Origin of the sequence: Rathayibacter sp. AY1A4 (assembly GCF_002930955.1) — a bacterium.
Classification (GTDB): domain Bacteria; phylum Actinomycetota; class Actinomycetes; order Actinomycetales; family Microbacteriaceae; genus Rathayibacter.
Genome location: NZ_PSTN01000014.1, coordinates 85119 through 99591 on the forward strand (window position 1 = coordinate 85119; position 14473 = coordinate 99591).

The following is a 14473-nucleotide window of genomic DNA, read 5'->3' on the forward strand; positions in this document are numbered from 1 at the left end:
CGGTCCGCGGCACGCCGTGTCCGGCGTGCCCGAACGGCATCCCGCGGGAGGGGGAGGGACGTGTTGAGACGGGACGTCTCGATGTCGCGGCAGGCCGTCGCCGCTCTGCGATACTCGCGCGATGAGCACACCTCTCCCGCCGGAGAACACCCCGCCCTCGTCCCCCGACCAACCCGCCGCAGGCCCCGCCTACGGCACGGCGACCCTCCCTCCCCGCCCCCGCGCGACCGGCCCGACCGGCCTCGCCATCGCCGCACTCGTCGTCGGCATCGTCGCGTTCCTCGTCGGCCTCGTGCCGGTCTTCGGAGCACTCGTCGGGATCGCCGCCGTCGTCCTGGGCATCCTCGCCCTCCGCCGCGGTCAGTCGAAGGCGATGTCGATCACCGGCGTCGTCCTCGGCGGTCTGGCCGTCCTCGCCTCGCTCCTGACGACGATCGGCTTCGGAGCCGCCGTGAACTCCGCCTCGAGCGACCGCCCGGCGGCCGTGATCGTCGAGTCGTCCGAGCCCACGACCGCTCCCGTCGTGCCGGCCACGGAGGAGGCGGAGGTCGTCGAGACGGCGGAGCCCGCACCCGTCGAGACGGTCGCCCCTGCCCCGGCGCCTGTCGAGACGGCGGCTGCTGCGCAGGTCTCGCCCGAGTTCGCCTCGGCACTCATCAAGGCGCAGAGCTACTCCGAGATGCTCCACATGAGCAAGGCGGGCCTGTACGGCCAGCTCACCTCCGAGTACGGGGAGCAGTTCTCGCCCGAGGCCGCGCAGTACGCGGTGGACACCGTCTCCGCCGACTGGAACGCCAACGCGCTGGCGAAGGCCAAGGACTACCAGGCCCAGATGGCGATGGCGCCGGAGGCCATCCGCGACCAGCTGACCAGCGAGTACGGGGAGCAGTTCACGAGCGACGAGGCCGACTACGCCATCGCGCACCTGAACGACTAGTCCCACTCGGACCGTCGCGGCACTGCGCGGCCACTGAGCAGGTCCTCCCGGAGCGCGCCGCCGTCCGTCGCCCACGACCCGGGCGACGGAGGGCGGCGGACCACCGGAGCCGGTTCAGGCCAGGACGGCGAGGGTGACGGGGAGCGCCTCGCTCCACCTGCCGGTCAGCCGCTCCTCGCCCTCGAGGAACGGCGGCGCGAGGACCCGTGCGAGGACGAGAGTCAGACCGTCGGCCGAGGTCGTGGTGGTCCGTGCGTCGCTGCGGACGAGCACCGTCGACGGCGGCCCGGACGCTCCGGCGCCTGATCCGCTGCCCTGCACCGTCGCGGTCGGCGGGCGGACGATGCGCTGCCCGTCCTCCTCGAAATGCTGCTCGACCTCCCGGGCGCCGGTGCGGATCGCCGTGGCGAAGGCGGCGATCGCGACGGGGTCGCCGGCACCGTCGTAGACCCAGCGACGACCGAGGACGGTGTGCTCGACGGTCGCGAGGAGATGCGCGTCACCGCCGGCGAGAGGCGAGCCGCGGTAGGTCAGCGGCACTTGGAGCGGCGGCTGCCCGGTCGACTGGACGATCAGCGTCTCCACTCCCACCTCGCCATCGGGGTCGTCGAACCGGTAGGCGCCGAGCTGCGTGAATCCGCCGCCCTCGCACCAGGGCTGCGTCGGCGCCCATGCCTCCACGATCTCGAGCTTCCCGGGGGTGATCGTCGCACGGTGCAGAAGGGCCATGCACCGAGAGTAGAGCCGGCCGATCCGTCCGGAGGAGTGCCCGTCAGCGAGCGGCGCCCGCCGTCGCCGACTCGGGCAGGCTGCTCATCGGGAGCGTGTACTCGCCCTTCAGCGCCGAGATCCAGACGGTGGTCGGGGCGACGGCGGCGAAGTTCGAGTTGAGCAGCGCCATCAGCGTGGTGTGCAGGGAGTGCGCGTCGATGGAGCCGGCGTCGTTCGCGATCGCGATCGCGCCCGTCGCGTCCGAGAGGACCTCGGCGCGGAGCCCGTGCGTCTCCGCCTCGGCGGCCGAGGCGAGGATGCAGTTGTTGGTCATGTAGCCGACGAGGGTGATCGTGTCGACGTCGTGCTCGCGGAGCCAGTCGAGCAGGTCGGTCCCCGCGAAGACCGTGCCGAACCGCTTCGTGACGTTCTTCCACGAATCCGAGCGGCGCTTCTCGATCTCCGGGTGCAGCGCGAAGGACGGACCCGACGGGTCGAAGATCGGCGCTCCCTCGCCCGCGCTGTGCTGGACGACGGCGATCGGGAGGCCCGCGGCGGCGGCGGAGTCGAGGGCGGCGGCGATCCTCGGCAGCGACTGCGCGTGCGGCGGGTACTGGATCTCGAGCGGACCGCTGAAGTACTCCTGCTGCACGTCGACGAGGATCAGTGCGCGGCGCGGTGTGGTCATGAGGGGCTCCCATCGGTGGCGGACGTCCCCGATCCTCCCGCCCGGGGCTGGGAGCGGCGGTCAGCCACGCGGCCCGCGACCCGGTCGTGGGCGCAGGCCCACACCTCCTCGTGCTCGAGCGGAGTGAGGACGCCGGCGTCGAGCAGCCGGTCGGCCCGCCGCAGCGCGGCCGCGATCGCCGCCTGCTCGGCGACGGCGGGGGAGTCGACGTCCGCGATCACGAGCCGGCGGGCGCAGGCCCGGCGGAGGCGGCGGGTCGAGCGGGCTGAGAGGAGCAGGAGCGACGCGGTCGGCAGGGCGAGCGCGGCCAGCAGGAGGAGCGGCAGCCGGTCGAGCGCGAGCGTCCCGACGGCGCCGGCGGCCGTCACGGCCACGACCAGCTGCGGACCGGCCGCGTGCAGGCGGAGGCGCCTCCGCTCCTCGACGGAGGTGCCGGGCGCGAAGACCACGAGCTCGCTCCGGACGACGCCGTACCGGCTCGCGCCGACGGTGTGGCGGCCCCAGCGGGGACCGGCGTCGAGGAGGCGGAGGAGCAGGTGCACGAGCGCCATCGTCGGCCCGCGACGGCGGGTGGGAGGAGGTCCTGACGGAACGCGGACGCGTACCGGGCCGATCCGCACGGTCCGCTCGCGCGACGCTCACGACCCCCTCACGACGCGGGATCGCGCGTCGACGTCCCTCCCCAGCCGATTACCCGTGAGGAAAGCGTGAGGATCCGCTCATTCCGGGCGGGCGCGCTCCTCACGGCGAGTAGAAACATCCAGTGACCTCTTCCGTCGTCCGTGGCGACCCCGACGCCCTCGAACCCTCCCCTCTCTCCTCCGCGCGCGCGGGCGGGGTGAAGGCGTGGCTCCTCGAGGGCCTCCGCGACGACTCCGGAGCCCACCCCGGCCCCCACGCGGCCACCGGCAGGACGCACTCCTGGTGGCGCGTCATGTGCCTCACCGGCGTCGACTACTTCTCCACCCTCGGCTACCAGCCGGCGATCGCGGCGCTCGCCGCCGGCCTGGTCTCGCCGCTCGCGACGATCGTCCTGGTGGTGCTGACCCTCCTCGGCGCGCTCCCCGTCTACCGCCGCGTGGCCCGCGAGAGCTTCCGCGGCGAGGGGTCGATCGCGATGCTCGAGCGCCTGCTGCCCTGGTGGGGCGGCAAGCTCTTCGTGCTCGTGCTGCTGGGGTTCGCGGCAACCGACTTCATGATCACGATCACCCTCTCGGCGGCCGACGCGACGGCGCACGCGGTCGAGAACCCGTTCGCCCCCGCCTGGTTCCACGGGGCGGAGGTGCCGCTCACGCTGGGGCTGATCGCCCTGCTGGGGATCGTGTTCCTCCGCGGGTTCCGCGAAGCCATCTCGATCGCGGTCGTGCTCGTGGCCGTGTTCCTCCTGCTCAACGCGATCGTGATCGCCGTGGCGATCGGGCACGTGGCCGAGAACCCCGTCGTCATCGGCGACTGGTGGTCGGCGCTCACGACCCAGCACGGGAATCCGCTGATCATGGTCGGCATCGCCCTCATCGTGTTCCCCAAGCTCGCGCTCGGGCTCTCCGGCTTCGAGACCGGGGTCGCGGTCATGCCGCAGATCCGCGGCGACGCGGGCGACACCGAGGACGCCCCGGTCGGCCGCATCCGCGGGGCGAAGCGGCTGCTCATCACCGCCGCCGTCACGATGTCGGCGTTCCTCATCACCTCGAGCTTCGTCACCACGCTGCTCATCCCGCAGGCGCAGTTCCAGCCGGGCGGCGAGGCCAACGGCCGCGCGCTGGCCTACCTCGCACACGAGTACCTCGGCGAGGGCTTCGGCACGGTCTACGACATCGCGACGATCTGCATCCTCTGGTTCGCGGGCGCCTCCGCGCTGGCCGGCCTGCTCAACATCGTCCCGCGCTACCTGCCCCGCTACGGCATGGCTCCGCAGTGGGCCGGCGCCGTCCGTCCGCTCGTGCTGGTCTTCACCGTCGTCGCCTTCGTCATCACGATCCTCTTCCGCGCCGACGTCGACGCGCAGGGCGGGGCCTACGCGACCGGCGTGCTGGTGCTGATCACCTCCGCGTCCGTCGCCGTGTTCCTCTCGGCGAAGCGCAGGAAGCAGCGCAAGCGCGCCGTGGGCTTCGCGGTCATCGCGCTGGTCTTCGTCTACACGACGGTCGTGAACGTGGTCGAGAGGCCCGACGGCGTGCGGATCGCGGCGGTCTTCATCGTCGGCATCCTCGCGGTCTCCCTCGTCTCGCGGGTGCACCGCTCGTTCCAGCTGCGCGCCACCTCCGTGGTGTTCGACGCCGCCGCGATCGACTTCCTCACCACGGACGCCGACGACTACGGCGTGATCCGCATCCTCGCGAACGAGCCCGACGACGGCTCCGAGGCCGAGTACCGGGACAAGCTGGCGGAGGAGCAGCGCGACAGCAACCTGCCCATGCGCGGGCCGGTGCTCTTCCTCGAGGTGCACACCACCGACTCCTCCGACTTCGAGGAGGACCTGGTCGTGCAGGGCCGCGTCTGCCACGGCTTCCGCGTGCTGACGGTGACCAGCGGCAACATCCCGAACACCATCGCCACGGTGCTGCTCGAGATCCGCGACCTCACCGGCGTGATCCCGGACGTCTACTTCGAGTGGACCGAGGGCGGCCCCATCTCGAACATGTTCCGCTTCCTCATCACCGGCACCGGCGAGGTCGCCCCCGTCACCCGCGAGGTCCTCCGCCGCGCGGAGTCCCGCCGCGACCGCCGACCGGGCGTGCACGTGGGCTGACGCCTGCAGCGGGGCGGGGCGTGGCGGCGCCGAGGTGCCGCTCCTGCTGCGCGATTCCGCCGAGACGCCGCTCCGTCATCGAGTCATCGCTGCAGGAGCGGTGCGTCGGCGGAGGAGCGGTGTCCCGGCGCGCGGCCCCGTAGCGTGGGCGCGGACGCCCGTCGGGGCGTCGACACCGACGAACGGACGACGATGACCCTCGAGGACCAGCGCGCGCACATCCTGACCGGCGCCGTGTACGACGACATGACCCCCGAGCTGGTCGCCGCGCGCGAGCGGGCGGTCCTCGCCTCGAACGCGTACAACGCGAGCTTCGGACGCCCACCGGTCGAGCGGGAGGCTCTGCTCCGCGAGCTCGTCGCCTCGGTGGGCGCGGACACGCACCTCGAGCCGACGTTCCGCTGCGAGTTCGGGTTCAACATCACGATCGGCGACCGCTTCTACGCGAACTTCGACTGCATCCTGCTCGACGGCGCCCCCATCACGATCGGCGACGACGTGCTGTTCGGCCCGCGCGTCTCGATCTACACGTCGAACCACGCCCTCGACCCGGCCGAGCGCGCCGCCGGTGCCTGCACCGCGAAGCCGGTCGTCGTCGGCGACGGCGTCTGGATAGGCGGCGGCGTCACGATCAACCAGGGCGTCACCATCGGCGACGGGGCCGTGATCGGCTCGGGCAGCGTCGTCACCCGCGACGTCCCCCCGCTCACCATCGCCGCCGGCGTCCCCGCCCGCGTCCTCCGCTCGATCACCCCCGACGACCGGACCGGCTACCGCCCGGCTCACTGACGCGGACCCACTCCGGCTCCGAGACGCCGGCTCCGAGACGTCGCGGGACTGCTCCCGGCCTCGCGGCGATCCGCCCTCAGGACTTCACGGTCGACAGGGGCTCGGTGATGCTCTCGAGGCTGCGGCGCTCGGCGTCCACGCCGAAGATCAGGGCGATCACGCCGCCGAGGATCATCACGGCGGCGCCGACGAAGTAGCCGATCGTCAGAGGACCGCGGTCGCTGCCGTCGCCGATCAGGGCGCCGTAGAGGGCGGGGGCGACCGCTCCGGCGATCTGGCCGAGGGTGAAGAAGTACGAGATCGCCTGGCTGCGCAGCTCGAGCGGGAAGATCTCGCTCACGGTGAGGTAGGCGCTCGAGGCTCCGGCGGAGGCGAAGAAGAACGACACGCACCAGAGGATCGTCTGCGTCGTCGCGGTCAGGACGTCCATGCTGAAGAGGACCGCCGAGACGGCCAGGACCGCTCCCGAGACGCCGTAGGTGAGGAAGATCATCTTCCGCCGGCCCCACACGTCGAACAGGTGGCCGAGCACCAGCGGCCCGACGAGGTTGCCGATCGCGAACGGGAAGAAGAAGTACGAGATCGCGCTCTGCTCGACTCCGTAGAAGTTCTCGAGCACCAGCGCGTAGGTGAAGAAGATCGCGTTGTAGAGGAACGACTGGGTGATCATCATCGTCGCGCCCACCAGCGTCCGCTTCGGGTACTGCCGCAGCAGCACCCGGGCGATGGTGCGGAACGGGATGCTCTCCGTCGCCTTCACGGTGATCGCCTTCGCGTCGTCGACAGGCTCGAGCACGCCGCCCTCCGCCTCCACTCGGCGCTCGATCTCGTCGACGGTGCGCTCCGCCTCCTCCTCGCGGCCGTGCGTCATCAGCCAGCGCGGGCTCTCGGGGATGTGGCGGCGGAGGTAGATGATCGCCAGTCCGAGGATCGGGCCGAGGAAGAAGCCGAGGCGCCAGCCGACGTTCTCGGCGAAGAGCGCGTCGTTCAGGAAGAACAGGTTGGCCGCGGAGCCCAGAGCCGCACCGCCCCAGTAGGTGCCGTTGATCGCGATGTCGACGCGGCCGCGGTACTTGGAGGGGATGAGCTCGTCGATCGCGGAGTTGATCGCCGCGTACTCGCCGCCGATCCCCATGCCCGCGAAGAAGCGGAACACGGCGAGGAAGACGTAGTTCGGCGCGAGTCCCGCCAGGCCGCTGGCGACCAGGTAGATGACGAGCGTCAGGATGAACAGCTTGCGCCGCCCGAGCTTGTCGCTCAGCCGCCCGAAGATCAGGGCGCCCGCGATCTGGCCGCACAGGTAGATCGTGCCGAGCAGGCCGACCTCGAAGGCCGAGAGCCCGAACTCCTTCGCGAAGCCGGCGGAGGCGACGATCTGGATCTCGAGGCCGTCCAGCACCCACGAGAAGCCGAGGCCGACGACGATCGACCAGTGGAAGCGGGTCCAGGGGAGCCTGTCGATGCGGGCGGGCACGAGGCTCCGGACCGGGCCGCGCGGACTGGTGGATGTCGACATGGCGAGCGCCTTCCTGTCGCCCCGGCGTCGTTGCGGAGGAACGCTGTCCCGAGCGCGGCGAGACGACACTAGACCCGCGGGCGGCTCCATATCGCCGGGCTATTCACCCCTTGTCACGGACGGCCGAGCGGGTGTATCCCGGGGATCTGTGCCCACCCGGAGGCGGAGCGAGGCGCGGAGCTCATCGGCCCGGATCCGGAGCGAGGCGCGGTGGACGCGAGCCCGGATCCGTCCCGCGGGGCCTGACACCGCCCGCCTCCTCGGCCTAGCGTGGAGGCATGATCGACGCGACGCCCGCGGGCACCCCCACCTACGTCCTCAGCGAGGGGCCCGTCTGGGATCCGGACACCGCCCGCCTCACCTGGGTCGACATCGAGGCCGGCGCGGTCCTGTCCGCCCCCGTCACCGCGGAGGGGATCGGAGCGATCTCGCGCACCGACGTCGGCGAGCAGGTCGGCGCCGCGCTGCCCCTGGGCGACGGGCGGACGCTCGTCGCGCTGACCCGGCGGCTCGCGATCCTGGAGGTCGACGGCTCCCTCACGCGCGGCTCCGAGCTGCTGCCGGAGGGGCACCGCTTCAACGACGGCACGATCGACCCGCAGGGGCGCCTCCTGGTCGGCTCGCTGACCCTCGGCGAGTCGGCGGGCGACGACGTCCTGCTGCGCATCGAGCACGACGGATCCGTCACCGTGCTCGACGACGACCTGCGGCTCTCGAACGGACTCGGCTTCTCGCCGGACGGCTCTGTGCTGTACTCGGCCGACACCGAGTCGGGCGTGATCCACCGCCGCTCCTATGCGGACGCCGAGCACGGCCCGCGCGAGCCGTTCGTCGAGCTCGAGGAGGGCGTGTTCGCCGACGGACTGACCGTGGACGCCGACGGCCGCGTGTGGGTCGCGGTCTGGGGCGGGAGCGGCGTTCGGGTGTTCGAGGCCGACGGCAGCCCGGTCGAGGGCGAGGGCATCAGGATCGACGCCCCGCACTCCTCCAGCATCGCCTTCGCGGGCGAGGACCTGGACATCGCGGTCGTCACCTCCGCATCACGCGACCTCTCGGCGGACGAGCGGGCGCGTCATCCGCACGCCGGCGGACTGTGGATCGCGCAGCCCGGAGCCCGCGGCCGCGCCGCCACGCGCTGGGTGGAGGGCCCTCTGCCCTAGGCGCGGCCGGTCGCCCGTCAGACGGCGGGCGCCGTCGGCGGGCTCGGCTCCGACGCGGGCTGCGGCACGAGGGTCAGCCGCGAGATGCGGTAGCGGTCCGTCTCGGCCACGCGGAGCAGGTGGTCGCCGACGAGCACGGAGTCGCCCACGACGGCCACACGGCCGATCCGGTCGAGGACGAATCCGCCGACCGTCTCGTACGGACCCTCGGGCAGCTCGATTCCCAGCTGCTCCGCCAGGTCCTCGAGGATCATCCCGCCGTCGACGTCGTGCAGCTGCTCGGCCGCCTTCGCGTCGACCGCCTGGCGGGCGCCGTCGTACTCGTCGTAGATCTCGCCGACGAGCTCCTCGAGCAGGTCCTCCAGCGTGATGATGCCGTCGGTCCCTCCGTACTCGTCGATGACGACGGCGATCTGGTGGCCGTCCTGGCGCATGGTGCGCAGGGCCGCGAGCACCTTCGTCGTGCCGGGGACCGCGAGGATCGGGCGGGTGATGTCGGCGACGCTGCTCGCGGTGCCGGCGCGGCCCGCCTCCGGGAACGCGGACATCAGGTCGCGCACGTGGACGAAGCCGAGCACGTCGTCGAAGTCGTCGCCGACCACCGGGTAGCGCGAGTGCGGCTGGTCGAGGACCGCCGCGTAGCCCTCGGCCACGCTGAGCGCGCCGCGGAGGAAGTCGACGTCCGGGCGCGGGCGCATCACCTCGGCGACGCGACGGTCGTCCGCGCGGAAGATGTCGGTGAGCAGCCGGCGGCTGTCCTCGTGGATCTCGGTGTTGCTGGAGATCATGTCGCGCACCTCGTCGGCCGAGACGCTCTCGCCCTTCTCGCGCGGGTCGGCGCCGAGGAGGCGGACGACGGCGTCGGTCGAGACGGACAGCAGCCAGATCACGGGGCGCATCAGGCGCGCGAGGGCGTTGAGCGGCGGTGCGAGGGCCTTGGTGAACGCGACGGACTTCTGCATCGCCAGGCGCTTGGGGACCAGCTCGCCCAGCACCAGGGAGAGGTACGCGATGACGAGGGTCATCAGGATCAGGGCGACGGTGGAGGCGGCGGAGGCCGAGAGGCCGAGCGACTGCAGCGGCGGCACGAGGTCGGGCGCGATGGTCGAGGCGCCGTACGCCGAGGAGAAGAAGCCGGCGAGCGTGACGCCGATCTGGACCGCGGAGAGGAACGTGTTGGGGTTGCGGACGAGCTCGGCGATGCGCCGGCCGCGCTCGCTGCCGGCCTCGATCGCGCGTACCTGGCTCTCGCGGAGGCTGACGATGGCCATCTCGGTGCCCGCGAAGACGCCTCCGAGGAGGACGAACAGCACGACGAGGCCGATGTTGAGGAGGGTGTCGAGATCCACGCCGACCAGAGTAGGGATGCCGGCCGTGAGAACGCCTCGTGGACTCTCAGGGAGCGGGGTCGGGCGGGACGACGCCCCGCCCGCCCCCTCGCTCAGGACGCGTCGGCCGGGCGCACGCCGATCGTGAGGATGAGGTTCGCGTAGATGCGGCGGTCGCCCGAGGCGATGGTGAGCGCGACGTCGGGGGTGCGCGCCTCGGCGTAGAAGGCGTGCCGCTCGAGCGAGGTGAAGGGGATGCCGTCGAGGGACCGGCGGAAGGAGACCTGCGCGGGGACGTCGATGCCGGGCGCGGGGGTCATGACCGTCGCCTCCTCGACGACGATCGCCGAGAGCAGGGCGTCGACGATCTCGTCGACGGTCAGCATGTCGGGCCGGAGGTTCAGGTGCACCAGCGCGGAGTTCGGTCCGAGCGTGGTGCCGACGGGGTAGTTGCCGTCGGCGATGAGGACGCGGGAGCCGTGGCCCGCGCGGGCGAGCGCGTGCAGGATCTCGGGGTGGAGGAGGGTCGTGGTCAGCAAGAGGAGCTCCTAGAGGTCGTGGAGGTGGGCGACGGACGAGCCGGCGAGCAGGCGGCCGGGGAGCCTCCGCTCCTGGGGGCCGGGCTGCTCCGCCCCGGAGTCGAGGCGGAGGCGGACGAGGGCGGCGGCCTCGGCGGCGATCGCCTCCGTCGGCTGGGCGATCGTGGTCAGGTGCGGGCGGACCACGCGGGCCAGCTCGACGTTGTCGAAGCCGACGACGGAGAGGTCCGTCGGCACGCGCAGCCCGGAGTCGCCGAGGGCGATCAGGGCGCCGGCCGTCAGCTCGCGGTTGCTCGCGAACAGGGCGGTCGGCCGGGGGCTCAGGGCGAGGATCCGCTCGACGGCGGCGACCCCGCTCTCGACCGTCAGGGGGCCGCGCACCACGGCGTCGGCGGCGGGGTGGACGCCGCGCTCGGCCAGGGCGGCGAGGAAGCCGGCGGTCCGCTCCCGGGTGGAGGACACTCCGTCCTCCCCGCCGAGCACCGCGATCGAGCGGTGGCCGTGGTCGAGGAGGTGGCGGGCGGCGGAGGCGCCGGCGCCGGCGTTGTCGAGCGCGACGCGATCGGTGACCAGTGCGTCGTCGATCCAGTCGACGGCCACCACGGGGGTGCCCTGCTCGGAGGCGCGGCGCAGCGCGTCGACGTCGCCCGCGGACGGCACCGCCACGATCCCGTCGACCATCTTCTCGAGCAGCAGGTCGACCGCGGCTCCCGGCTCGGGGCGGCTCACACCGACCAGCACGCCGATGCCCTCCTCGCGCAGGGCCCGCTCGAGGCCCGCGATGATCGAGAGGTGGAACTCGTTGTCGAGGGCGGGCAGCAGCACCCCGACCGTGCGGGAGCGCCGCGAGCGCAGGCCTCGAGCGAAGCCGTTGACCCGGAAGCCGACCTCGGCGGCCGCCGCCTCGATCGCCGCCCGGTTCTCAGGGCGCACGGAAAGCCCGTTGTAGTGCTTCGAGATGGTCGAGAGCGAGAGGCCGGTCAGCCGCTGCAGATCCTTGTAGGTGGCCACGTCACAGGGTGGCGCGGGGCGAGCCGTAGCCGCTCCAGCCCGGGATCGTGCCGTCGGCGTCCCACAGATCGAGCCAGCCGGTGCTGCCGGGCCAGAGGAAGACCTGGCCCTTGATCAGCCGGTTGTTGCGCTCGGCGCCGCGCAGCGCCTCCTGCTCCTCGGCCGTGAGCACCAGGGAGGCGGCGGCCAGGTTCGCCTCGATCTGCTCCGGCTTCACCGCGAACGGGATCGGGATCTGGCCGCGGTTCACCGCCCAGGCGAGGCACACGACGGCCGGATGCACGCCCCGCTCGTCGGCGATCGCCCGCACCGCGGGGTGCTCGATGTCGACGATGTCGCCCTCCACCCGGTCGCGCTCCGGCCGCGACGGCGAGCCCAGCGGCGAGTAGCCGATCGGCTGGATGCGGTGGTCGAGGCAGAAGCGGAAGAGCTCCGGCTGCTGGAAGCAGGGGTGCAGCTCCATCTCGTTCAGCTGCGGGGCGATGCGGACGTCGGCGAGGATCCGCTCGAGCTTGGGGATCGTGACGTTGGAGGTGCCGAGGTGCCGGACGAGGCCCCGGTCGACCAGGCTCTCGAGCGCGCGCCAGGTCTCGAGGAACGCCTCGTGGACGTACGGGCGGGCGTGCGGATCGCGTGCGTCGGTCTCGGCGTGCGGCGGGTGGTGGTTGGGGAAGGGCCAGTGCACGAAGACGGCGTCGAGCACGTCGAGGCCCAGGTCGGCGAGCGAGCGCTCGACGGAGGCGACGGCCGCCGCGGGCTCGTGCGCGTCGTTCCAGATCTTCGACATGACGAAGAGCTCGTCGCGGTCGGCTCCGGAGTCGGCGATCGCCCGGCCGACGCGCGGCTCGTTGCCGTAGACGGTGGCGCAGTCGAGGAGGCGGAAGCCGGCGCGGAGGGAGTGCTCGACCGCGAGGCCGACGGTCTCGGCGTCGTAGCGGTCGGAGCCGAACGTCCCGGCGCCGATCGCGGGGATGCGGCTGCCGCTCGCGAGGACGCGGTGGCTCGGCGGAGTGGGGGCCATGCGGATCCTCCTGGTGCGGCGGCGGGGGCGAAACGTTGCGCTTCACGGTAGGCGGGGGAGGGTAGCGGCGTCAACGATGCCCTGGACTGGGGTGCGTAACGTTTCGTGCGGTGGGTGCTTTCGTCCTCCGTTCCTGCCCCGCCCCCCTCGAAACGCCGATAGTCGTCGCACTCGTGCGCGACTGCGACGACTACTGGACTCTCGAGCCGCGCGCTCGGCTCGCTCGCGCGAGAACGCAGGAGTCGTCGCACTCGTGCGCGACTGCGACGACTCCTGGACTGTCGAGAAGAGCCCCGCCCCTCCGCTCCGCTCAGACCAGCCGGCGCCACTCCTCCGTGACCACGCGGAACCAGCGCGCGCCGTAGCCGTCGAGGGGCACCGACACGGCGCCGTCCTCGCCGAGCGGGAGCGACTCGCCGCCGAGGGAGTCGACCAGCCGCGCCCCGGCGGGGGTGTCGGGGAGCGTCAGGTGCGCCGTGCGCGGGTTCGACGCCAGGTTGTGCACCGCGACGGTCGTGCCGGTCGACGCGGACATCCGGTGCGCGAGCACGCTCGGCTCGTCGCAGGGGAGGTGCGTGTACTCGCCCCAGCCGATCTCCGGCGACCGCCGGTACAGCCAGGCGAGGCCCTTCACGTGGGCCAGGAGGGAGTCCGGATCCTGGAGCTGCGCGGCCGCGTTCACGTGCTCGGGTCCGAAGCCGCCGCCGGGAGGGGCGGCGATCAGGTCGGAGGCGTCGGCACGCGAGAAACCGCCGTTGGCGGCGCTGCTCCACTGCATCGGGGTCCGCACGGCGCTGCGGCCCGGGATGTCGGCGTTCTCGCCCATCCCGATCTCCTCGCCGTAGTAGAGCACCGGGGTCCCGGGCAGCGAGAAGACCAGGCTGTGGACCAGGCGGACGCGGCGCGGGTCGCCGTCGACCATCGGCGGGAGGCGGCGGACGATGCCGCGCCCGTGGATCCGCTGCGACTGCTCCGGAGCGAACGCCGCGAAGACCTCGTCGCGCTCGTCGTCGCTCAGCTGGTCGAGGGTGAGCTCGTCGTGGTTGCGCGCGAAGTTCGCCCACTGACTGCCGACGGAGATCTCGGGGCGGCTCGCGAGCGCCTCGACGAGCGGCGCCGCCTCCTCCCGGGCCAGCGCGAGGTAGAGGCGCTGGTTGCCGATGAAGTCGAACTGCATCGACAGCTCGTCCGCGTCCTCGCCGCCGAAGAAGCCGAGCTGCTCCTCGCGGGTCACGTTGACCTCGCCCAGCAGCATCGCCTCGCCGGAGCGCCGCGAGACGAAGCGGCGCAGCAGGCGCAGCCACTCGTGCTCGTCGCGTTCGCCGGGCTCGATCAGGTACGGCACCGCGTCGACCCGGAAGCCGTCGACGCCCAGCTGCAGCCAGAATCCGATGAGCTTCGCGATCTCGTCGCGCACGGCCGGGTTCTCGGTGTTGAGGTCGGGCTGGTGCCGGTAGAAGTGGTGCAGGTAGTACTGGCCCGCCTCCTCGTCACGGAACCAGACGCCGTCCTCCGCGTCCGGGAACACGTTCGCGGGCTGATCGGCGGGCGGCTCGTCGCGCCAGACGTAGTAGTCGCGGTACGGGCTGTCGGGGGAGGAGCGGGCGGCCTGGAACCAGGGGTGCTGGTCCGAGGTGTGGTTGACGACGAGGTCGACGATCACGCGCATCCCGCGGTCGTGGGCGGTCCGGATCACCTCGACGACGTCGCCGTGGTGCCCGAAGCGCTCGTCCACTCCGTAGAAGTCGCTGATGTCGTAGCCGTTGTCGCGGCCGGGGGACCGGTAGAACGGCGCGAGCCAGAGGCAGCTGACGCCGAGCTCGGCCAGGTAGTCGATCCGGTGGACGAGGCCCTCGAGGTCGCCGACGCCGTCGTCGTCCCAGTCCATGAACGTCTTCACGTCGAGGTTGTAGAAGACGGCGGTGCGCCACCACAGGTCGCTCGTGTCGGTGACCCTCATGCGCGGGGCTCCGGGCGGAGGATCGCCCGCGGAGGAGTCCGCCACCTCGCGGCGGTAGCGGCGC

Annotated in this window: 13 protein-coding genes; 4 read left to right on the forward strand and 9 right to left on the reverse strand. The window is 72.3% G+C overall.

The genetic code is table 11. From position 1 onward, the window contains the following. The first annotated feature begins 121 nt into the window (after positions 1–121). Positions 122–937, forward strand: coding sequence for an Ltp family lipoprotein (locus C5B92_RS10150; protein WP_258061336.1), 816 nt, complete (start codon positions 122–124; stop codon positions 935–937). A gap of 114 nt (positions 938–1051) precedes the next feature. Here C5B92_RS10150 and C5B92_RS10155 read toward each other — a convergent pair whose 3' ends face one another. Genes C5B92_RS10155 through C5B92_RS10165 form a run of 3 tightly spaced genes read right to left on the reverse strand, consistent with a single transcriptional unit; the run spans position 1052 to position 2878 of the window. Further along, positions 1052–1666 carry a hypothetical protein gene (locus tag C5B92_RS10155; RefSeq protein ID WP_104227321.1) on the reverse strand — a complete coding sequence of 205 codons (615 nt, stop codon included), beginning with the start codon at positions 1664–1666 and terminating at the stop codon, positions 1052–1054. 43 nt (positions 1667–1709) lie between these two features. Next, entirely contained in the window at positions 1710–2336 is a 627-nt protein-coding gene (locus tag C5B92_RS10160; RefSeq protein WP_104256665.1) for an isochorismatase family protein, read from the reverse strand. Next, on the reverse strand, positions 2333–2878 hold the full coding sequence (locus tag C5B92_RS10165; RefSeq protein ID WP_146078891.1) for a DUF6611 family protein: 546 nt from the start codon (positions 2876–2878) through the stop codon (positions 2333–2335). The genes C5B92_RS10160 and C5B92_RS10165 overlap by 4 nt, the downstream gene beginning before the upstream one ends. A 221-nt stretch (positions 2879–3099) precedes the next feature. Here C5B92_RS10165 and C5B92_RS10170 point away from each other — a divergent pair, with 221 nt between their 5' ends. Together C5B92_RS10170 and C5B92_RS10175 are read left to right on the forward strand one after the other, a co-directional pair. Next, positions 3100–5085 carry an amino acid permease gene (locus C5B92_RS10170; RefSeq protein ID WP_374952929.1) on the forward strand — a complete coding sequence of 662 codons (1986 nt, stop codon included), beginning with the start codon at positions 3100–3102 and terminating at the stop codon, positions 5083–5085. 192 nt (positions 5086–5277) lie between these two features. Then, complete coding sequence (locus C5B92_RS10175; RefSeq protein WP_104256672.1) at positions 5278–5874, forward strand: sugar O-acetyltransferase; 597 nt, start codon at positions 5278–5280, stop codon at positions 5872–5874. A gap of 76 nt (positions 5875–5950) precedes the next feature. Here the strand turns inward: C5B92_RS10175 and C5B92_RS10180 are convergent, their stop codons facing one another. Continuing rightward, the gene (locus tag C5B92_RS10180) at positions 5951–7390 is read right to left on the reverse strand and encodes an MFS transporter (RefSeq protein WP_104225083.1); all 1440 of its coding nucleotides are present in this window, start codon (positions 7388–7390) and stop codon (positions 5951–5953) included. 278 nt (positions 7391–7668) lie between these two features. Here C5B92_RS10180 and C5B92_RS10185 point away from each other — a divergent pair, with 278 nt between their 5' ends. Next, a complete protein-coding gene (locus C5B92_RS10185; protein WP_104239634.1) occupies positions 7669–8550 on the forward strand; it encodes an SMP-30/gluconolactonase/LRE family protein in 882 nt (293 codons plus the stop codon). Positions 8551–8567: 17 nt separating this feature from the next. Here C5B92_RS10185 and C5B92_RS10190 read toward each other — a convergent pair whose 3' ends face one another. From C5B92_RS10190 to C5B92_RS10210, 5 genes are all read right to left on the reverse strand, one after another. Then, positions 8568–9899 carry a hemolysin family protein gene (locus tag C5B92_RS10190; RefSeq protein WP_104233863.1) on the reverse strand — a complete coding sequence of 444 codons (1332 nt, stop codon included), beginning with the start codon at positions 9897–9899 and terminating at the stop codon, positions 8568–8570. A 92-nt stretch (positions 9900–9991) separates the two neighbouring features. After that, the gene (locus C5B92_RS10195) at positions 9992–10417 is read right to left on the reverse strand and encodes an RbsD/FucU family protein (protein ID WP_104256668.1); all 426 of its coding nucleotides are present in this window, start codon (positions 10415–10417) and stop codon (positions 9992–9994) included. A 9-nt stretch (positions 10418–10426) separates the two neighbouring features. Next, on the reverse strand, positions 10427–11428 hold the full coding sequence (locus C5B92_RS10200; RefSeq protein WP_181028798.1) for a LacI family DNA-binding transcriptional regulator: 1002 nt from the start codon (positions 11426–11428) through the stop codon (positions 10427–10429). 1 nt (position 11429) lies between these two features. After that, positions 11430–12449, reverse strand: a complete 1020-nt coding sequence (locus C5B92_RS10205) for an aldo/keto reductase (RefSeq protein WP_104256670.1) — start codon at positions 12447–12449, stop codon at positions 11430–11432. 310 nt (positions 12450–12759) lie between these two features. Next, positions 12760–14409, reverse strand: coding sequence for an alpha-amylase family protein (locus C5B92_RS10210; protein WP_104274468.1), 1650 nt, complete (start codon positions 14407–14409; stop codon positions 12760–12762). Positions 14410–14473: the final 64 nt, after the last annotated feature.

Coding starts and splice junctions, on each gene's coding strand:
- C5B92_RS10175 (WP_104256672.1), top strand. CDS start 5,278: ATGACCCTCGAGGACCAGCGCGCGCACATCCTGACCGGCGCCGTGTAC.
- C5B92_RS10185 (WP_104239634.1), top strand. CDS start 7,669: ATGATCGACGCGACGCCCGCGGGCACCCCCACCTACGTCCTCAGCGAG.
- C5B92_RS10160 (WP_104256665.1), bottom strand. CDS start 2,336: ATGACCACACCGCGCCGCGCACTGATCCTCGTCGACGTGCAGCAGGAG.
- C5B92_RS10205 (WP_104256670.1), bottom strand. CDS start 12,449: ATGGCCCCCACTCCGCCGAGCCACCGCGTCCTCGCGAGCGGCAGCCGC.
- C5B92_RS10180 (WP_104225083.1), bottom strand. CDS start 7,390: ATGTCGACATCCACCAGTCCGCGCGGCCCGGTCCGGAGCCTCGTGCCC.
- C5B92_RS10150 (WP_258061336.1), top strand. CDS start 122: ATGAGCACACCTCTCCCGCCGGAGAACACCCCGCCCTCGTCCCCCGAC.
- C5B92_RS10155 (WP_104227321.1), bottom strand. CDS start 1,666: ATGGCCCTTCTGCACCGTGCGACGATCACCCCCGGGAAGCTCGAGATC.
- C5B92_RS10210 (WP_104274468.1), bottom strand. CDS start 14,409: ATGAGGGTCACCGACACGAGCGACCTGTGGTGGCGCACCGCCGTCTTC.